The following is a 20,845-nucleotide window of genomic DNA, read 5'->3' on the forward strand; positions in this document are numbered from 1 at the left end:
TCGGGCGTAGCCTTTACCCTTGAAGGAATGGAAGCAATGGCTATGATCTCAAAAGGACAAAAGGAAACGAAAAAGAATGTAGTTTTAAGATAAAGTGAGATTAAGAGAAATACTGTCCAAAATTCGGGGGTTAATCCGTGACCAAATAGCAAATGAATCTAACTTTTTCATGTTGTTTGGTGATTAGGAGGGACGATAAATGAATTTATTTGAAATAGATATTCAATCTGTTTTTGATATGGCTAGTCAAACTATCTTAGTTAATGATACAGAACGTCAAGCAATTGTTACAACTCCACCTTTAACAGAGAATGAAGAAAGATTTATACATACACTTGATATTGTCCATATGGGCGACTTAGTTACATTAGATGATGAGAAGTATCTATCATTAACTGAAAGCATAACTAAACGTCACAGTAAATATAAAGCCAAGATTAGACATTGTAATTATGTGATTGAAATGCCGGGAGAAGTAATTGAGGATTTCATGAGGGATGAAAATGGTGAGTTAATTTTAGATAGATACGGTGATCCAATCCCAATTACAATTGTAGGTGATCCTATATTTATTCCTTCAATTGTAGAAAATAAAACTTTTAGTATAGCAGGTAGTCAATTATTAGTTGCGGAGAATCAAATTATTGTAATTGCACAGGATAATGAAGTTAATAGGGGAAAGTTTACAGTAAATAATACTTTTAGTTTAATGGATTTAAATTGGAAAGTTAGAAATCAAGATAGGACTAAAAAAGGATTGTTGATTTTGACCTGTGAGAGAGTTTAACCAACATTTTGAAATTTTTCTAACAGAAATAGTAGACAAACTCTATTAAATTTGGTACATTTTTCTTAACTGAAAAGAACGGTCAAATATTAATTAGAAAAGTTTATATATCAATATTTTGATTTAAAAATCGACCAACCATCTCAAAAGAAAATCAATCAAATGATGAATGCGATGAATAAACAACAAATGAAGTAATAGGATAGAGCTATAAATGATGTTAGAAAAGGGACAGCCTTTATGATAACTATCATCTTATAGCTTTATTTTTTTTGGAAAATGTCTCTTCTTTGTTATCGGAAAATTTGGTAATATTAGAAAGGGTTTTTTATTTTGATTAATGAAATATCTTAAATAAAGTTTACAATTTTTTGACGGACAGATGGGGGATAAAATGAGGGTTTTCATTGATTTAATGTGGTTTTTTAAGCAGGAAAAGAAAGCATACATATCGGGAATACTGATTTTAGCAGTTGTGGCAGTGCTGCACCTTATTCCACCCAAAATCGTGGGGTATATCGTTGATTTAATTAAAGAGAATGAATTAACTAAAGGCACGCTAATAAAATGGATTATCGTTTTGATTGTGACAGCATTAGCTATGTATGTTTTGAGATATTATTGGCGGATTATGATTTTCGGTTCTTCTTTGAAATTAGCACGGATTTTACGAAATCGTTTATTTAGCTATTTTACGAATATGTCATCTTCATTTTATCAGCAAAAACGTGTTGGTGATTTAATGGCTCATGCAACAAATGATTTGCAGGCAATCCAAGGGACGGCGGGTTCAGGAGTGTTAACATTTGTTGATTCACTTTTGACGGGTGGTTTTGTAGTTATTGCTATGGCGGCAACGATTAGTTGGAAATTAACACTAATCGCATTAATACCAATGCCGTTTATGGCAATATTAACGAATTATTATGGATCATTGCTCCATAAAAAGTTTCATAAAGCGCAAGAAGCCTTTTCATCGTTAAATGATAAAACACAGGAAAGTATAAATGGAATAAAAGTGATTAAAACATTTGGTCAGGAAAAGGAGGATATAGAGTCTTTCCGAGCTCAATCCGCTGATGTAGTCAAAAAAAATGTAGCTGTTGCGAAAATTGATTCCCTTTTTGACCCGACCATATCTATCGTAATTGGTTTATCATTCTTTTTATCTATTGTATTTGGAGCAAAATATGTCATTTCAAATGAATTAACGATTGGACAGTTAATCTCTTTTACTACCTATCTTGGTTTACTCATTTGGCCGATGCTTGCGTTTGGCAGTCTCTTTAATATTTTGGAGCGGGGGAGAGCCTCCTATGAACGAGTAAGTAACTTATTGTCAGAGCCTAAAGAAATTCTTGATCGTCCAAATGCAATAAATACTATCCCAACAGGTTCAATCGAATATAAAGTAAAGTCATTTCACTATCCGAATGAAACGAAGCCAGTGTTAGAAGACATCCACTTTCAGTTGAAACAAGGGGAAACACTTGGGATAGTAGGAAAAACGGGCGCTGGAAAAACAACTTTAATCAAACTTTTACTGAGAGAATTTGAAGGGATAAATGGAACAATATTGTTTGGAAATAATAGGATTTATGAATACCGGATTGACAGATTAAGAGAATCAATTGGTTATGTTCCGCAAGATCATTTCTTGTTTTCTTCAACTGTAAAAGAGAATATTGCTTTTAGTGATCCACTAATTGACCAAACTTTTATCGAGAAGGCGGCGAAAATCGCCCATATCCATGATGACATTCTTCAGTTTACAGATGGGTATGAAACAATAGTAGGAGAAAAAGGTGTTTCTTTATCTGGGGGACAAAAACAAAGAATTTCCATTGCCAGAGCGTTGTTAAAAGATCCGGAAGTGCTCATTCTCGATGATTCATTGTCGGCAGTTGATGCCAAAACGGAAGAGGCGATTTTAAAATCGTTAAAGGAAGAACGTTCGGGAAAAACCACGATTATTACAGCCCATAGACTAAGTGCGATTAAACATGCGAATAAAATTATAGTACTTGAAAATGGGAAAATAATTGAAAGTGGAACACATGATGTATTAATGGAAAATGATGGTTGGTATAAAGCGATGTTTGTCAGTCAGCAGCTTGAAGAGCTTGTAGAACTTGGGGGAAAGTAAATAATGGATAAAAATATGACGATGACGGCTAAAGAACAAAGGATGATACTAATTCGCTTGATGGCATATACGAAACCTCATTTGAAAATGATGTTCTTCGCCTTTTTTCTATTGTTACTAGCAACAATTGGTGATATTTATGGTCCGATTATCGTAAAGGTGTTTATTGATGATTATTTAACACCTAGACATTTTCCATATCAAGCACTTGTAAATTTAGCGGTTGTATATATTTTAATTCAAGTATTTAAAGCGATTATACAGTATTATCAGCTATTTAAGTTTCAGGAAATTGCCGTAAAAATCATTCAGCAATTGCGGATTGACGTGTTTACAAAGGTCCAAAATTTAGGAATGAGATACTTTGATCGAACACCCGCAGGAAGTATTGTATCGAGGGTAACAAACGATACGGAAGCGATTAATGATATGTTTGTAAATGTCATGGTTACTTTTATTCAAGGAGTCTTTTTAATTATAGGGATCTTTATCGCGATGTTTGCGTTAAATGTAAAACTTGCCGTTTTTTGCTTATGTATACTGCCTATATTAATTTTTATCATGGGACTATACCGCAAATATAGTTCTGTCTTTTATCAAGATTTAAGAGAGCGTCTTAGTCAATTAAATGCAAAGCTAAATGAATCTTTGCAAGGAATGTCAATTATCCAATTGTTTCGGCAGGAAGCACGGTTTCGAAAAGAATTCGCTAGTATCAATGAAAAGCATTTTAAAGCCGGGATGAAAAATATTAAGATTGATGGACTCCTACTACGTCCGGTAATTGATCTCATCTATGTATTTGCATTAATCATTGTTTTAAGCTATTTCGGTATTTCTTCCTTTCAACATCCAATAGAAATTGGTGTTTTGTATGCATTTGTCAATTATTTAGATCGATTTTTTGAACCGGTAAATCAAATGATGTTTCGCTTATCGATGTTTCAACAAGCTATCGTTGCCGCAACAAGGATATTCAAAATAATTGATGAAAAGGAAACCGCACCTAGTCAAGAGAGTGGGAATGATTTAAAAATTGAAATGGGTGAGGTTGAATTTAGAAATGTAAGCTTTTCATATGATGGCAAAAGAGAGGTTTTAAAGAATATCTCCTTTAAAGTGCTGCCGGGTCAAACGATTGCTTTAGTAGGTCATACAGGTAGTGGAAAAAGTTCAACGATTAATTTAATGATGAGATTCTATGAATTCACGAGAGGAGATATTTTAATAGATGGTATATCGATTAAAAAATATCCTCTTGAAGAATTGCGCGCAAAATTAGGTTTAGTGTTACAGGATCCTTTTTTGTTTTACGGAACAATACAAGATAACATTCGGCTTCATAATCCAAGTTTAACCGATCAAAAAATTCAAGAAGCTGCAAAATTTGTGCAAGCACATACATTTATATCCGAGCTTGAAGGTGGTTACCACCATAAAGTTGTTGAGAGAGGATCAACCTTGTCGAGCGGGCAGCGTCAATTGATCGCGTTTGCTCGAACAATTGCAACAGATCCGAAAATATTAATATTAGACGAAGCGACTGCAAATATTGATACGGAAACAGAAGAAGCTATTCAAGATGCATTAAATCATATGAGAAAAGGTCGCACAACAATTGCTATCGCACATCGCTTATCTACTATTCAAGATGCAGATTTAATATTAGTTTTGCATCAAGGGGAAATAGTTGAACGCGGAAATCATCAGGAGCTTATTGCCTTAAATGGTTTATACCATAAAATGTATTTATTGCAAAATGGTATAAAAGAATCGATCCATCCAATTACTTCTTGAAATAACTAAATAGTAAAAAAAACGAGTGGTACTCGTTTTTTTACTTTATCTTTTTCACATTCTATAATATATTTATATGGATCATGGAGAAATTGCAGATTTATTTTGCATACTTAGATGAAGATATTGATTTAACAAACGATCTAATTCTTGACTATATTGAATGGCTAATGAAGATGAAAGCCCTTCCTTCCTAACTACTTCTATTAAATCAGCCCGTTTTTTTTCAATTTGTTTTGAAAGATGATCATTTTTCACGGTTGATTTCCTTTCGTACTTTATTTAATCTAAGTATACCCAATCTTTTACACTTTTTCAAAAGTTTTTCTCTTTATTTCCATAAAAAATTAAATAATTTCGTTTATCTTTGATAGTTTATGACAGAAAATATACATAAATATTATTGTACACAAAAACTTCACACAATATCCAGTCATATATAATAGGGAACTTTGGTAAAATGAAGAAAAACGTATCAGGAGTTGTTTAGCATGACTGAAGTAGATTTAAATATATTTCTAGCGCTAGGTGCGGGATTTTTAAGTTTTATATCTCCATGTTGTTTACCGCTTTATCCAGCGTTTGTATCCTATATAACTGGCATGTCAGTGAATGAATTAAAAAATGAAAATGCTATGTTACAGAGGCGAAGTCTTTTACATACTTTATGTTTTATTCTTGGATTTTCAATAGTTTTTATTGGACTTGGTTTTGGTACTTCGTTAATTGGTAGTTTGTTTAAGGATTATCAAGATTTACTTAGACAAATTGGTGCAATTATCATTGTAATTTTTGGATTTATAATTGTTGGATTTTTAAAACCGGATTTTTTGATGAAAGAACATCGTTTTCAATTTAAAAATAGACCGGCTGGTTATTTTGGATCAATTTTAATTGGACTTGCTTTTGCTGCAGGATGGACACCTTGTACAGGCCCAATATTAGGGGCTGTAATTAATCTTGGTTTAAATAATCCCAATTCTGCACTGCCTTATATGATCGCCTATATCATCGGTTTTGCAGTACCATTTTTTATTCTTTCTTTCTTTATTGGAAAGCTTAAATGGATTCGTAGAAATAGTAATAGAATTGTTAAAATAGGTGGTTATATTATGATTGTAATGGGAATCTTCTTATTTTTTGATTGGATGACAATGCTTACCGGCTATATGTCCGCTTTTTTTGGAGGATTTAAGGGATTCTAATATTCTTTTTGAACGGAAAATTGTATGTTTATGGTTTGCACCGTATTAAAAATATTTGCTATATTTATTATATATGCAATTAATTATCGTTCTGTTAGTTAATTACATATAAGATGAGGGGGAAACATCTTTGGCTAAAGTATTAGTAGTTGATGATGCTAAATTTATGAGAGTAACCTTACAGAAAATGTTAGAATTAGCTGATCATGAGGTAATTGGTGAAGCTGAGAATGGCCGGGAAGCGGTTGAAATGTATCGCTTACTACAGCCTGAAATAGTCACAATGGATATTACTATGCCCGAGATGACTGGTATTGAAGCTGTAAGGCAAATCATACAAGAGTTTCCGGAGGCAAAAATCATTATTTGTTCCTCAATGGGACAGCAAAAAATGGTTATGAATGCAATTGATGCGGGAGCAAAGGATTATATCGTTAAGCCATTCAATGAAATTCGTGTGAACGAAGCAATCGATCGTGTTCTAAAATAAAGTTATTTAAATATTCCTGTTGATTAAGTAGGTAAACGAAGGTGTCTTTTATATGAATGAATCATATTTAGTGAGATAACCTTCTTTTATTTGATTTCGTTTTTGGGAGAAATCCGTTATAATAGATAAGGCATTTACAAGCTTATATAAACATCAAAGTAAAAGAGGTTGATCATATATGCTCGAAATAATTGTTTCATCTATTTTTGCCTTGTGCATGGGACTTTTTGTTATATTTGTCCGGATGAAAGCATCACATAAACCAGCATCAGCAAAGAAAATAATTTTACCTCCTATCTTTATGAGTACGGGTATGCTAATGTTTGTTGAACCATTTTTTCGAGTTACGTTATCCGAAATTGTCGAAGCGGTTTTGGTAGGAATGCTATTTTCAATCGTTTTAGTAAAAACGTCTAGATTTGAAATTCGAGAAAATGATATATATTTAAAAAGATCAAAAGCGTTCGGATTTATCCTAATCGGCCTTCTTTTAATAAGGCTAGTAGCAAAGCTTATATTGAGTGCCGAAATAAACGTTGGGCAACTTAGCGGAATGTTTTATTTATTAGCATTTGGAATGATTGTTCCTTGGCGACTAGCGATGTATATTCAATATCGTAGATTGCTCGGCACACTTAATAATGATGTGCAGATTAAAGGGATATGAAATTGAACGTCTAATTTAATATAAGTTTAAAAAGTGAAACGCATTCGTTTCGCTTTTTTATGTAAATTTATAATTTATTCTTTAGAATTCTCTAGTTCAGTAATAACAGATTTTCCTCCATTTCTTGTATAAAAAAATAAACCGCTAAAAAAGCGGCGATTTTCTTTCCTATTGGAACAAATGTTCATAAGGTGTTTCATCTATTTCCATTTGACGTAGTTTTTTTCTTAAAAACTTATGATCTCGCTTTGGTGTTGCTAATATATATCCTCTAATTACATGCTCGCGATTTATTTGTTTTGCGTTCTCTTCGAGCGCAACTTCACCAATTTTTCCAGCGATTTTCTGTCTTGCCACATCTCTAAATAATTCGGGAACCGGACTCACTAATTCCTCTAATAACTCCTTTTGATCAGGAGTCCAAAGATTACGCGTTTGATTTACGTAATGTTCTTCCCAATCTAAAATCGATTTCCCATCTTCTTTTGGAAGCCTCTTTAAAAACTTTCGAAACATAAAGAAACCGCCGATTGCAAATAAACTAATTAATATGACTACCCAAAACAAAATAAACCATAAAAACCAGCCATTTAGCATGTGCTTCACCTCAATCTATTTAAAGCATATCATTTTCTATTATAGACAATTTGGAAATGTTATCACAAGTAAAATACAAGGAATGATTATAGGAAAATTAAATAAAATAGTTCAAGGAGAAAATTTTATTCGTTCAATAGGTCTTTTTACCTATGAATTTATTGTGAGATTTTCATATTCTAACATAAATCCATTTTCGTGGGTCGGAGGGTGATTGAATGGATCAATTAGATTTCCAAAAACGAATCGATCACTGTAAAAGTTATCAAATGCTTCAAGCCGAAGCACAAATCATTTTAGGAATCATGCAAAATGAGCCGTGTAACAGTAAAATGTTTGCTGAATATATAACTCTTCTCAATAAAATACATGTTAAATCCAAAGGATTTAATAAATGATACAATAAGTAATACTCTGCTTTTTTATGCAGGGTTTTGCTTTTTTGATCCTATGACATAATTCCTTCATTCAATTTCCCTTCTATTAAAATGCTTCATTTTGATATAATAAGAAGAATATAAAAAGCACCTGAGGTGATTTGAATGAAATTTATTCATACAGCTGACTGGCATTTAGGAAAGCTTGTACATGGAATATATATGACAGACGAACAGCGGATAGTACTTGAACAATTTGTTAAATTAGTCGAAGAAGAAAAGCCGGATGCAGTGATTATTGCAGGAGATTTATATGACCGTTCCGTGCCGCCTACAGATGCTATAAATCTATTAGATGAGATATTATTTAAAATTAATGTAGAATTAAAAACTCCGATTTTGGCGATTTCCGGTAATCATGATAGTGCGGAAAGACTATCTTTCGGTTCAACATGGTATCGTCAAAGTCATTTTTATATGCAAGGTAAGTTGTTAAAGGAAATTAAGCCAATCTATTTAAATGGAGTTAATTTTTATCTCGTTCCATACGCAGAACCGGGTATTGTCCGTCAATTATTAGATGATTCATCTATCCATTCGCATGAAGATGCAATGAAATCAATAGTTGGACAAATAGAAAAGACAATGAACCCAAATGAACCCAATGTTTTAATTGGACACGCATTTGTCGCCGGTGGTTCGACAAGTGATTCTGAACGAATTTTATCTGTTGGTGGCACAGGAAGTGTTCCTGCCGATTGTTTTAGGCCATTTACATATACCGCCTTAGGACATTTGCACAGCCCGCATGCGATTAAACATGATACGATTAAATATTCCGGCTCCTTATTAAAGTATTCTTTTTCAGAAGCGAAACAAAGGAAATCTGTATCAATCGTCACAATTGATCCTAACGGTAAACTAGAAATAGAGGAGAGAATACTAACACCCCGACAAGATATGAGAGAAATTTCGGGATATCTTGAAGAGCTATTAGATCCTTCTTTTTATCAAAATCAAAAGATAGATGATTACCTCAAAGTAGTACTTCATGATGAAGGAGCTATATTAGATCCAATTAACAAACTAAGACAAGTGTATCCGAATGTACTGCATTTAGAGAAAAAGATCGATCAAATCGATGTAAAAGAAAAACTATCTATTAATACCGTAAAAAGACAATCGAAATCGGAACTTAGGTTATTTGAAGAGTTTTATAAAGAAATGACGACATCAGAATTTAGTCAAGAAAAAAGAGATTTGATGATAAGTATCATTGATCGGGTGAAAGGGGAGTCTCGTAATCTATGAAGCCATTAAAATTAATGATGCAAGCATTCGGCCCCTATGCGGAAAAAGAAGTGATTGATTTTACAGAGCTAGGCAATCGAACAATGTTTGTTATTTCCGGAAAGACGGGCTCTGGAAAAACGACCATTTTTGATGGCATCAGTTTCGCTATTTATGGGAAAGCAAGTGGTGAGGACCGTAATGGTAATGAGCTTCGTAGCCAATTTGCGAAAGATGAGCTGCCTACGGAAGTTTCATTGCAATTTTCATTAAGAAATAAAACCTACTTTATATGGCGTTCCCCGCAGCAAGAAAAGCGAAAAAGCCGTGGTGATGGCTTTACAACCGTAGGTGCTAAGGCAGAACTTTATTTGCTTAACGAGACTGGAGATAAGCAAATTTTAGCGGCGAATGTACGTGATACAGATGAAAAAATTAAAGAGATTATTCAATTGGATGCCAATCAGTTTCGTCAAATCCTCATGATCCCGCAAGGAGAGTTCCGAAAATTATTAACCTCTGAAAGTAAGGATAAAGAACAGATTTTACAAAGACTTTTTCATACAGAGTTGTATAAACGAATTGAAGAACAATTAAAGGAAGAAGCTGCGACATTAAAAAAATATGTTGAAGCGAAGATAGAAGAACGATCCATGGCATTGAAATCAATTTATCAAATTGAAAATGAAGACTTGCAGTCGGAAATTGAAGAAGACATCATTAATGACGTGAAAATAATTCCAATGTTAACGGCCGAAATCAAGAAAATGCAGCAAATGGCCGTGGAACTCCAAGTGAAAATGGAACAAAAAAAGTTAGAGCGCGATGAGTCCAAGAAAAAAGTCGATGAAGCGGAAACTCTTTTAAAACAATTTGCTAATCGCGACCGTCTCAAAAAAGAAAAAGATTTTTTGGAGTCTAAAAAAGATTATTATGATCAAATGAAAGTTGAAATTGAGCAGGCATATAAAGCCTCTAGATTAGAACAGCAAGATCAACTTTGTCATCGAATTAAAAAGGAATATGATACATATAAAGCGGATTTTCAACATTCAAAGAATCAGCTAGAACGGATAGTATCATTATTAGAACAAGCTGAAATTAGATTAAAACAAGAGGAAGAAAAATCAGATTTGCGTAATCGAATCGCAGATGAATTAGTTAAAGTAACGAATTTAAAGGACGAAGTTTACTCATTAGCAAATCGTAAAAAAGAGCTTCAAACTCTTGGAAAAGAGTATAAAATCATTGAGTTAAAAATTGAACAAACTAAAAAACAAATTGAACAAATTGAAAAGAATATAAACGAGAAGAGAAATGAACAAAAATGGGTAGATGAACTGAAATTGCTTTCATTGAAAAATGAAAAGGAATTAGATCAATTAACAAACATTATACAAAAATTACGAAAAATCGCTGATCTTATGCAAAAAGAAGCCAAAACAAAACGTGATTTAGAAGAAAAAGGAAAGTTGTATGAACATGCAAAGGTAAGGATTGAAGATGCTAAAAACACCCTTTCCACTTTAGAACGTAAATGGCAGATAGGTCAAGCAAGCTTATTGGCGCAAACATTAGTAGAAGGTGACCCTTGCCCGGTTTGTGGATCTACCCATCATCCAAATCGATCTATTATACATGATGAGATTCCCACCGAAAAAGATTTGAAAAGTGCTAAATCAGAAGTAGAAAAATTAGAGAGTGAATACAGAAAGATAGAAACAAACTGGTTTGAAATTAAATCGAACCTTACACACTTGAATGTCTCTATCGAAGAACAAAAAGAAGAGATGACAGTTATCATTCCAGAACTATCACTTGAAAATGTGGAACAAACGTTAAGGCTATACGAAGAAAAACTTGTCGAGAAAAATCAGTTAATTAACGAGCAAAAAATGAAAATCTCACAATTTAATCAAATCGAAAAAGATATTGAACATCTGGAAGGTAAACGGAAACAGGAAAGAAACAATGAAGAATCATACTTAGAAAACGAAAGAGAAATTGCTAAGCGTTATACAGAGTTAAATACATCTATTCAAAGCTCATTGAAAAATATTCCAAATGAAATTCAAACAATAGATGTATATGAAAAGAAAGTTAAAAGTTTAACAAAGCAAAAACAACAATTGGAACAAGATTTTGAAAATGCAAAACTATACGTTCAACAGTTAAAAGAACAGCTTTCAGGAAATCGAGCTTCCAATGAGAAACTATTAGACTTATTAACAAAGTCAGAAGGAACATTAAAAGAAGAAAGAAAAAAGTTCATCAATATGTTAAGTGAAGAGGGATTTAGCGGATACCAACAATTTTCACAGGCAAAAAGAGAGAGAGAAACAATCAAACAACTAGAACAACAGGTTCAAAATTATCGAGAAGAGTTTCGCTCCGTTTCAGATCGTTATCAAGAAATAGAAGAGCTTCTCAAAAATGTTGAAAAGCCGCAAATCGATCAGTTAAAGCAACAATTTATCGAATTAGAAAACGATTTGCAGGACTTATCTTCCACCCATTCAACTGTATTGATGAAAATCCATCATAATGAGGAAATAGCGAGAAAGGTTGCAAAGATTAATCATACAATTAAAGAGTCTGAAGAAAAATACAAGGTAATTGGTCATCTATCCGATATCTCAAAAGGCCAAAACACGTATCGAATCACATTTGAAAGATATGTCCTTGCTGCATTTTTAGATGATATATTACAAGTTGCTAATACACGGTTAACAAGAATGACAAGTGGACGTTATCACTTACTTAGAAAAACAGATCGATCAAAGGGGAATGTCCAAAGCGGTTTAGAGTTATTGATTTTCGATCAATATACCGGGCAGGAACGCCATGTGAAGACGTTATCTGGCGGGGAGAGCTTTAAGGCATCTTTAGCACTTGCATTAGGACTTGCCGATGTTGTCCAACAACATTCCGGCGGTGTTTCACTTGAAACGATGTTTATAGACGAAGGGTTTGGAACTCTTGATCCGGAATCATTAGACCAAGCGATTGAATCATTAATGGATATACAAAATAGTGGTAGATTGGTAGGAATTATTTCGCATGTTCCTGAATTAAAGGAACGCATTGATGCGCGACTTGAAGTTTACTCTAGTCAAAATGGTAGTAAAACAGAATTTCATTTTCTAAATTAAATAGCAACCATAGTTTTAATGCATTATCTACCCACCCCTTCATATATTGTAAGGGGAGGTAGGATAAGGTGATTATTTATTTTAGTTTTGTTGGATTGGCTTTCATTGGATCAATCGTTTGGAGTATGTTTCGGTTGAGGAAATTTGAAATTTATAAAAAACCATTAATTGAAGCCACTATCATTAACATTTCACTACATATAATTGGATTAATATGGTGGATAGTGATCAATTGGGGTATTATATTAACACTTATCCCCGGAATTGTTTACTATATTCTATCAATGTCGATAATAAACACAATTAATTGGCTTGTTCTTTCACTTTTTAAACCAAAAAAGCAGAAACAATCCGTTTTCCCGTATTAGTTATAGCCACTCTACAACCTATTGGCTATAATAGAAGCTCTTTATTTGTGAATATGGTGGTGATACATATGGAAAAAAGTTATTATGTCGCAACAATCCTATTTGGGTGGATTATTCTATTAGCAATCGCCACCTTTTCGATTATTGCCTTTAAAATGGGATATTTCATTATTGGACTCATTTTTATCCTATTGACAATTGCATCAATAATAATGAACATCCTTTTTATACGTAAGTTTAAAAAACAACATGTATAAAAATTACGAACCCCTTTCCTTTAAGAAAGGGGTTTTTCGCAGGTGAAATGAGTTTAGAATTATACACTTACACCTTCTTATCGCTTCGATTTGAAAATACGGTACCCAATTTTATTTGCTAATAGTGATGTAACATTTTGATGATTTTGAAGAATTTCCATTAGCTTAGGATCGATTGAAGGAGATATGTGAAACTCAGGTTGTTCCAAGTTTTTATTGATATGTGAAGAAAGAGAATCCGAATGGAGCACATTGACCTTTCGATAGCCAACTTCACGAAGTAGGGATATCCATTCATTCTCAGTTAGAACATAGGAAATTCCATATACATTAGAAATCATCGTTATATCTGACGAATGTAATGGACCTTCGGCTGTCATATCAATATTAATTAAAATGCCCCCTTTTTTTAAAACTCTAAAGTATTCTGTTAATGTTTTTTCGATATTTGTAAAAACCGTTACTGACTCCGAAATTATATAATCATAGGTTTGGTCTGAAACAGGGATGTTTTCTACACTACTTTGTATCGTGTTAATTGGGAGATCTCTCTCTTTAAATCGTTTTTTTGCCTTTTCAATCATAACTGGATGAATGTCTAAGGCTGTAACATCACATTTATACATTTCCGCAAGATAGGCAGAGGTTTGTCCTGTGCCACATCCTGCATCTAAAATTTTAGTAGTATGGGTAATATTTTCATTATGAAAGATTTGTTTTGTTAAGGAAAATCCTCCTGGATGCGCTCCCCCTACTCCATAATAAGCAAGGGCATCTTGATATGAATAGGCCAATATTTTTCACTCCTTCAATTACCTCATCCCTTCATTATATGTTTAGAAGCTTGAAGGAGTTATATGTTTATCTTATAACTTTGTACGAATATCCCATAATTCAGGAAAAAAACGATGGTCAAGTACTTTTTTTAAGTAAGTAACACCAGCAGAGCCTCCAGTACCTTTTTTATGACCGATAATTCGCTCTACCGTTTTCATATGTCGAAAACGCCATTGTTGAAACGAATCTTCAATATCAACAAGTTTTTCAGCGAGTTCATATAAATCCCAATATTTATCAACATTTTTATATACCTCAAGCCAGGCGTTTTCTACGCTCGGATCCGCTTGATATGGTTGTGAAAAATCTCTCGTTAATAACTCGGAATGAATATGTAAACCATTTGCTGCCAATGCTTGAATGGAGACATCGTATAAACTTGGAGCCTGTAAGGCTAATTGTAACTGTTTATGCAAGTTACTGTCCTTTTTGTAGATTTCTAGTATATGGCGAGTTTTATATCCTAATGCAAATTCGATTAATCGATTTTGGTACGATTGAAAACCGGACGCCTGACCTAATTTATCGCGAAACTCCATATATTCTGCAGGTGTTAATGTTGCAAGCACATCCCATGCATGGATAATTTGGGTTTGTATTTTAGAAACACGTGATAACATTTTGAAAGCAGGGGATAAATTCCCTTTTGAAATGGATTCAATTGCAGTATGAAGTTCGTGTAAAATAAGCTTCATCCAAAGTTCACTAACATGATGGATGATAATGAATAGCATTTCATCATGATGATCAGATAATCTTTTTTGACTTGATAAGAGAGTGTCCAAGTGGAGGTATTCTCCATAGCTCATACGATTAATAAAATCTGTATAAATTTCATTTTCCTTTGACATTAGCTTTACACTCCTTCAAGGTTTCTTAGAATTGCACGTACTGGGCTGCCGTCTGCTTCTTGAATAGGTAATGGAAGAGCTATCAATTCATAACACCCGGGTTCCACATCAGTAAGAACGATATTTTCTAAAATATGGACGCCATTACTGGACAATGCATGATGTGCATCTAAAGACTTACTATCAAGAGGATCGACAGAGGGAACATCTACTCCAATTAGTTCAATTCCTTTTTCCTTTAGAAATGGACCAATATTAGATTGTAAATAAGGAATATTAGAAGGAAAAACTTCGGGATTTGTGGATGAATCCGTTTTCAACAACAGTCTTGATTCATTCCCTAAATTATATCCTTGAAGTTCTTCTGCACCAATACTAGTAAACTCGGAAACATCAATCACTCTAGCTGGACCGATATAAATGGATAGATTAAGATCCTTCACTCTCTTTCCATTATCATCAAAATGAAAGGGAGAATCTATATGGGTTCCAGTGTGTGTACTCATCGTAACCTTGCCAATATTAACAGACCCACTTTGCTTCTTTGTTACTTCTACTTCATATGAAAATGGAGTATCCCCTGGCCATACCGCAATTGAGTTCGTTAATGGTTTTGAAATGTCAATTAGTTTCATATGTACCTCCTGAAAAGATGTAACTTATCGATTCTATTATTATTATACAATATATGCTCAGAATATTTCGTGAAAAATACAGAAAGAATGGAAAGGTATCAATTCAAAAAAAAGCCGGCCATGACGACCGGAAATAAAAGGGGTTTAACTAGACTATTTGGGGGGGCCTAGTTTTAAAAAAGGTATTTGCTGCAATGTTCGTTGCAACTGTTTATATAGTAATCGATAAATCCTAAATCCAAATGAAAGCTAGATGATAAATTAATGAGAAACAAAATTGTCACAATTGAACAACCATTTCTCTATAAAAAATAAGATAATTTCACAATATTATTGTGGGATTATCTTATTTTACAAATGGATTTATTTACTTGCTGACCTATAATCCAAAAAATAGTAAACAGATACTATAGCATATTAATGCGGATTTGGAGTAAAATAGAATTGATAAATTTTCATTCCTATTTTCTCTTTATAAAGGCTATAATATGCTTACGCATTAATTTTTTAGGTTTGACTAACTATTAATCTATTAAATAAAATTAAGTATTGATTATTTAAGTAAAGGGAAGAAAATTATGGGAAAAGTAGTAGTAACAGGTTTTGGTTTAAAAATTCCCGGAGTATTATCAAAACACCAATTTAAAGCAGTTTTAGAAAACGGAATTTGTACACATGAATTGGTGCAAACAAAAGGTAAAAATGGAATTCATCAAATGGTTGCTGGAGTTATTCGTGATGATTTCCAAACAATAAACGGAAAAAATTATAAACGATATCCAAGATTAAGTAGAATAGCTATGGCTGCAACTGATGATGCAATAAAAATGGCACAAATCATATTTGAAAAGAATCAGAGAGTAGCAGTTATTTTGGGTACTTCCGCTGGAGGATTAAGAGAATTAGAAAGAAACTCAGAAAACTTTAAGAAATACGAGACTTTTCCTATAGAAAGTGTTTCATTAGGAGACCCACATACATTATCCTCTTCAGTTGCGACACATATCGGCGTGAAAAATCAATCTTATACACTCACTACGGGATGCGCAGCCAGTTCTGATGCAATATTACTTGGGAAACTTCTATTAGAAACAGGACAAGCTGATGTTTGTATTGTTGGCGGAGCAGATGCTTGCCTAGGAGACTGGATCTCATTAGGTTTTTTGAAACTTAAGTCTATTCAATTGGATGAGGATATCCTAAACACTGGAGTCCCATTTTCATTAAAGCATAAAGGATTTGTAATGGCAGAAGGTGCAGGTATTCTTGTTTTAGAACGTGAAAATGATGCGAAAATAAGAAAAGCCAACATTTTAGGTACCATTATGAATGGGGATGCTAATAATGACTCTTTACCAATGTATCAAACGGATTTAACTGGACAAACAATGGCAAAAGCGTTAAAAGGGGCAATTGGTAACTATATTCCTTCTTATGTTAATAGCCAGGCACTTGGATTAATAACTAACGATACAGTCGAATATAAAGCCCATCAATCCATGTTTGGTGCTAGTGTTCCTATCACTTCTATCAAAGGGATGATTGGACATCCATTTGGAGCGTCGGGAGCTATCCAGGTTATATCTGCTCTTATCTCGATGGAATATGGATTTATTCCACCAACAATTAAAACGAACGCAGATGGTTATGAGGATTTGCCGATCGTTTTAGAAACGCAATATCAAGAAATTAAACATGTTGCGATAACTACACACGGTAATGGAGGGAATAATACGTGTTTACTTATCTCTCGTTATCATTAATAGGTGTGATTATTTAATGTATATAATGATGACTTTATTTGCTTGTTTTCCTTTGATAATTGGAATTTTAGGGTTATTTATTTTGGAACGCTCTAGAATTTCAATTTCCTTATTTTTGTTTCTTATTAATATTATTTTATGGCAATTGAGTGTTGCGGTCCTTTATGCTCATAAAATATTTGACATATACACAATAGAATTTTTATTTAGGCTATTTAGATGGGGATCGATTTTTTTAGCCCCAAATTTAATGTATATATGTTACCTCTTGTTTACTGAACTATCTCCTAATTTTAACAAAAGTTGGTTGCGGTTTATTGTAAGCAGGTATACAGTTATTCTATTGTCCGCTTGGGGATTAGTCGTATTTTTAATCGGCATGAGTCCTTATGGTGTGAATAAGCTTGTCATGATGAATGGGATAGATGGATCAAACTTCCTGTTTCCAATTGGAGGAAGAGGTAGTGGATTCTATTTTTCCATGCTTATCATAATGTTTATTTGTCTATTTTTTTGTTTTCTATTATCAGCAAAAATTGAAGATAAGCAGATGAAATCCTATACAAGACAATTTTTAGTAGCTACTACGTTAGGTTATACTATAGGCTTTCTAAATGTTTTCCCACAAAGTAAATTACTAGGGAGTAGCTTAGCAGTTATTGTTTTTGCTACATCTATTTTCATTACAATAATAAGAATTCATCAGAAGAAAATTAAGAGTATGAATGATGAAATTAAAAAACACCAAGAGTTTTTGCGAACAACGATCGATATGAATCCTAGTTTGATTTATGCTATAAACGAAAAAAAAGAATTTACACTTGTAAATAAAGCTTTTGCTCAATTATATAAAAAGGTACCGAAGGAATTGGAAGGTCATTCGGTGGAAATCCTTTATGATGAAAAAGAGGAACAAAAACTGTATGAAATTAACGAAATGAATGAACAATGTGTTCCCGAGGAAATTACCTTGAATAAAAATGGAAATAAAATATGGTTACAATCAGTAAAAATTCCGATTGAAGCATATAATGATGAAAAAATTATTCTCGGTGTTTCTACCGATATAACGGAAAGAAAAAAACAAGAAGAAGAAATGAAATACTTAGCTTTTCATGATACATTAACGGGCTTGCCGAATCGTCGCAAGTTTAATATCGACTTAATCGAATTCACAGAAAATGCAAAAACTCACAACAAGCATTTCGCGGTCTTTTTTCTCGATTTAGATCGATTTAAATATATAAATGATACAATGAGCCATGCAACCGGAGATACGTTACTCTCATTAGTTGCATACCAACTGGAAACTTGCAGTGAAGAAAATGAAGACTTTTTAGTATACCGAATTGGCGGAGATGAATTTACAATCATTTTACCGAATAGCCGTGCGATTGAAGCCGAGTTATTTGCTTTGAAGATTCTTAAAAAGTTTAAAGAGCCGCTAACGATTAAAGGAAATCCTCTTTTTATTACACCAAGTATCGGTATTAGTATTTTTCCAGAAGATGGCGAAAATGCGGAAACGTTGATGAAAAATGCGGACACCGCAATGTATTTCGTAAAGGAAAAAGGGAAAAATGGTTACAAATTATTTCAGTCTGATATGAAAGAAACGTTTTACCGTAAAATGATGATTGAAAAGGGATTAAGAAAGGCTATTGATGCAGAAGAATTTACATTAGTTTATCAACCGCAATTAGATTTAAAAAACAACGTTGTTATAGGTGCGGAAGCCTTGTTAAGGTGGAATAGCGAAGAATTTGGAATGGTTCCACCAAGTGAGTTTATTCCAGTTGCAGAAGAAGTTGGCTTAATAAATCAGATTGGTGAGTGGGTGTTACTAACCGCCTGTAAGCAATGTAAAGAATGGAATATTGAAGGTAGAGATCCAATAAAAATTGCAGTAAATATTTCAATGAAACAATTTTTAGAGGGGGACTTTGTTTACAAAGTATCTAGAATTTTAGATGAAACACAACTAAATCCTACTTATTTAGAACTTGAAATAACTGAGAAGATAGCCATGACCAATCATGAAAAAGTAATTGAGATAATAGAGTCTTTAAAATCATTAGGAGTTAGAATAGCCATTGATGATTTTGGTACAGGATACTCTTCTTTAAATTATTTAGGGAAAATCCCAATTGATGTACTTAAAATCGATCGATCATTAGTAAAAAACATTTCTTTGAATAATAAGAATGCAACAATTGTTCAAAGCATTATATCCGTCACAAAAAAATTACAAATAGATGTAATTGCCGTAGGAATTGAAACAAAGGAAGAATTACAATATTTAAAAAACATGGATTGTTATACCGGGCAAGGATACTTTATATCAAAACCGAAAGAACATCCGTTTAGTTGAAGTGAATCCTTTAAGTTGGACTATGAAGTCAACTTAAGGGGTTTTTTATTTTATGGGAATATGCGAGCGGATGTATTATTATTCATTTGTTTATACAGGTTTGTTAAATTATTTATTAATACATAGGATAAAATAATTATTTTTTTAAAAAATATTGTATAGTTATTCATTAGTTGTTATAATGATTCAAAATTAACGGAGGTGATTATGGTGAAAGTTGGAGTCATAGGTGCTAATGGCTACGGAGGTGTCGAACTACTTAGATTATTGAAACAACATCCCCTCGTAAGTGTAGAAAAAGTCATCTCTCATTCAACACAAGGATGTAAACTGACTGAGCAATATCCCCATTTAAACGATGTATTTGAGATGACCCTTGAGAAAATTGATATTGAAGAAATTGCTAGTAATGTAGATTTACTTTTTTTTGCAACACCATCCGGCGTGTCAAAAGAAATTATTCCCCCACTTATGGAAAAAGGTATTAGATGTATCGATTTGTCTGGCGATTTTCGATTGAAGGATGGGCTTCTTTATGAAAAATGGTACAAAAACACTCAAGGAAAATATGAGTTGTTACAAAACGCTACATATGGATTAACCGAGTTATTCCGTTCAGAAATAAAAAATGGGCATTTAATTGCAAACCCTGGATGTTATCCAACGGCCACAATTCTTGGAGTATATCCTGCATTGAAGGCAAAATGGATTGATCAGAAATCCATCATTATTGATGGCAAATCAGGTATTTCGGGGGCGGGAAGAAATACATCCATAGGTAATATATTTGCAGAAATCAATGAAAATATGAAAGCATATAAAATTGGTCTGCACCAACACATTCCGGAAATTGAGCAACTGCTAAATGTAATAAGTGGAGAGGAAGCACGGATATCCTTCACTACCCATCTGGTTCCAATGACGAGAGGGATTATGTGCACGATCTATGCTGATCTAAAGGAAACTATTTCAACACAAGAAATGATTGATTTATATAAAGAGACTTATAAAGATGAATATTTTGTTCGTATCCGTTCAGCAAATGAATGGCCTGCAACAAAGGAAGTAACAGGTTCCAATTTTTGTGATATTGGTTTAAGAGTTGACGAAAGGACGAACCGTTTAGTAATCGTTTCAGTCATTGATAATCTCGTTAAAGGTGCGGCTGGTCAAGCGATTCAAAATATGAACGTAATAAATGCTTGGTATGAAAAAACAGGCTTAGAAAACGTACCGTTATATCCGTAAAAGGAGG

Annotated in this window: 19 protein-coding genes; 14 read left to right on the forward strand and 5 right to left on the reverse strand. The window is 33.3% G+C overall.

All coding sequences use genetic code 11. From position 1 onward, the window contains the following. Positions 1 to 199 precede the first annotated feature (199 nt). The 3 genes from B5V89_RS17330 (at position 200) to B5V89_RS17340 (ending at position 4,730) form a co-directional block, all read left to right on the forward strand. Positions 200 to 787, forward strand: coding sequence for a hypothetical protein (locus B5V89_RS17330; RefSeq protein WP_108073228.1), 588 nt, complete (start codon positions 200 to 202; stop codon positions 785 to 787). Between the two features lie 394 nt (positions 788 to 1,181). Continuing rightward, positions 1,182 to 2,933, forward strand: coding sequence for an ABC transporter transmembrane domain-containing protein (locus tag B5V89_RS17335; protein ID WP_108073229.1), 1,752 nt, complete (start codon positions 1,182 to 1,184; stop codon positions 2,931 to 2,933). A 3-nt stretch (positions 2,934 to 2,936) separates the two neighbouring features. Then, entirely contained in the window at positions 2,937 to 4,730 is a 1,794-nt protein-coding gene (locus tag B5V89_RS17340) for an ABC transporter ATP-binding protein (RefSeq protein ID WP_066233354.1), read from the forward strand. Between the two features lie 81 nt (positions 4,731 to 4,811). Here B5V89_RS17340 and B5V89_RS17345 read toward each other — a convergent pair whose 3' ends face one another. Then, positions 4,812 to 4,988, reverse strand: a complete 177-nt coding sequence (locus B5V89_RS17345; protein WP_084347743.1) for an aspartyl-phosphate phosphatase Spo0E family protein — start codon at positions 4,986 to 4,988, stop codon at positions 4,812 to 4,814. A gap of 233 nt (positions 4,989 to 5,221) precedes the next feature. On the opposite strand from B5V89_RS17345, the gene B5V89_RS17350 reads away from it, so the two are divergent. The 3 genes from B5V89_RS17350 to B5V89_RS17360 all read left to right on the forward strand — a co-directional run bounded on the left by B5V89_RS17350 (position 5,222) and on the right by B5V89_RS17360 (position 7,092). Next, positions 5,222 to 5,935: a cytochrome c biogenesis CcdA family protein gene (locus tag B5V89_RS17350; RefSeq protein WP_108073231.1), complete on the forward strand. Its 714-nt coding sequence runs from the start codon at positions 5,222 to 5,224 to the stop codon at positions 5,933 to 5,935. Positions 5,936 to 6,065: 130 nt separating this feature from the next. After that, entirely contained in the window at positions 6,066 to 6,425 is a 360-nt protein-coding gene (locus B5V89_RS17355) for a response regulator (protein ID WP_066233358.1), read from the forward strand. Between the two features lie 178 nt (positions 6,426 to 6,603). Further along, entirely contained in the window at positions 6,604 to 7,092 is a 489-nt protein-coding gene (locus B5V89_RS17360; protein ID WP_066233361.1) for a CcdC family protein, read from the forward strand. A gap of 168 nt (positions 7,093 to 7,260) precedes the next feature. Here B5V89_RS17360 and B5V89_RS17365 read toward each other — a convergent pair whose 3' ends face one another. Further along, positions 7,261 to 7,689, reverse strand: coding sequence for a DUF2621 domain-containing protein (locus B5V89_RS17365; RefSeq protein ID WP_108073233.1), 429 nt, complete (start codon positions 7,687 to 7,689; stop codon positions 7,261 to 7,263). A 218-nt stretch (positions 7,690 to 7,907) separates the two neighbouring features. Between B5V89_RS17365 and B5V89_RS17370 the strand changes: the two genes are divergently transcribed. From B5V89_RS17370 to B5V89_RS17390, 5 genes are all read left to right on the forward strand, one after another. Further along, positions 7,908 to 8,087 (forward strand): hypothetical protein, encoded by a 180-nt coding sequence (locus B5V89_RS17370; protein ID WP_066233367.1) that lies wholly within the window; start codon positions 7,908 to 7,910, stop codon positions 8,085 to 8,087. A gap of 144 nt (positions 8,088 to 8,231) precedes the next feature. Next, positions 8,232 to 9,377 carry an exonuclease SbcCD subunit D gene (locus B5V89_RS17375; RefSeq protein ID WP_108073234.1) on the forward strand — a complete coding sequence of 382 codons (1,146 nt, stop codon included), beginning with the start codon at positions 8,232 to 8,234 and terminating at the stop codon, positions 9,375 to 9,377. Then, entirely contained in the window at positions 9,374 to 12,508 is a 3,135-nt protein-coding gene (locus B5V89_RS17380) for an AAA family ATPase (RefSeq protein ID WP_108073235.1), read from the forward strand. Before B5V89_RS17375 ends, B5V89_RS17380 begins: the two co-directional genes overlap by 4 nt. Before the next feature lie 68 nt (positions 12,509 to 12,576). After that, positions 12,577 to 12,876, forward strand: a complete 300-nt coding sequence (locus tag B5V89_RS17385; protein WP_108073237.1) for a hypothetical protein — start codon at positions 12,577 to 12,579, stop codon at positions 12,874 to 12,876. Between the two features lie 68 nt (positions 12,877 to 12,944). Continuing rightward, the gene (locus tag B5V89_RS17390; protein WP_066233381.1) at positions 12,945 to 13,133 is read left to right on the forward strand and encodes a hypothetical protein; all 189 of its coding nucleotides are present in this window, start codon (positions 12,945 to 12,947) and stop codon (positions 13,131 to 13,133) included. 77 nt (positions 13,134 to 13,210) lie between these two features. Here B5V89_RS17390 and B5V89_RS17395 read toward each other — a convergent pair whose 3' ends face one another. From B5V89_RS17395 to kynB, 3 genes are all read right to left on the reverse strand, one after another. Next, entirely contained in the window at positions 13,211 to 13,927 is a 717-nt protein-coding gene (locus tag B5V89_RS17395; protein ID WP_181294705.1) for a class I SAM-dependent methyltransferase, read from the reverse strand. A 72-nt stretch (positions 13,928 to 13,999) separates the two neighbouring features. Next, the gene (gene kynA, locus B5V89_RS17400) at positions 14,000 to 14,821 is read right to left on the reverse strand and encodes a tryptophan 2,3-dioxygenase (RefSeq protein ID WP_066233387.1); all 822 of its coding nucleotides are present in this window, start codon (positions 14,819 to 14,821) and stop codon (positions 14,000 to 14,002) included. A 5-nt stretch (positions 14,822 to 14,826) separates the two neighbouring features. Next, on the reverse strand, positions 14,827 to 15,456 hold the full coding sequence (gene kynB / locus B5V89_RS17405) for an arylformamidase (RefSeq protein WP_108073240.1): 630 nt from the start codon (positions 15,454 to 15,456) through the stop codon (positions 14,827 to 14,829). A gap of 578 nt (positions 15,457 to 16,034) precedes the next feature. On the opposite strand from kynB, the gene B5V89_RS17410 reads away from it, so the two are divergent. From B5V89_RS17410 to argC, 3 genes are all read left to right on the forward strand, one after another. Next, positions 16,035 to 17,219, forward strand: a complete 1,185-nt coding sequence (locus tag B5V89_RS17410; RefSeq protein ID WP_108073241.1) for a beta-ketoacyl-[acyl-carrier-protein] synthase family protein — start codon at positions 16,035 to 16,037, stop codon at positions 17,217 to 17,219. A 343-nt stretch (positions 17,220 to 17,562) separates the two neighbouring features. Next, entirely contained in the window at positions 17,563 to 19,590 is a 2,028-nt protein-coding gene (locus tag B5V89_RS17415; RefSeq protein ID WP_181294706.1) for a sensor domain-containing protein, read from the forward strand. A 207-nt stretch (positions 19,591 to 19,797) separates the two neighbouring features. After that, complete coding sequence (argC, locus tag B5V89_RS17420) at positions 19,798 to 20,838, forward strand: N-acetyl-gamma-glutamyl-phosphate reductase (protein ID WP_213083814.1); 1,041 nt, start codon at positions 19,798 to 19,800, stop codon at positions 20,836 to 20,838. The last annotated feature ends 7 nt before the right edge of the window (positions 20,839 to 20,845 follow it).

Source organism: Heyndrickxia sporothermodurans (genome assembly GCF_003055045.1).
Lineage (GTDB): Bacteria > Bacillota > Bacilli > Bacillales > Bacillaceae_C > Heyndrickxia > Heyndrickxia sporothermodurans.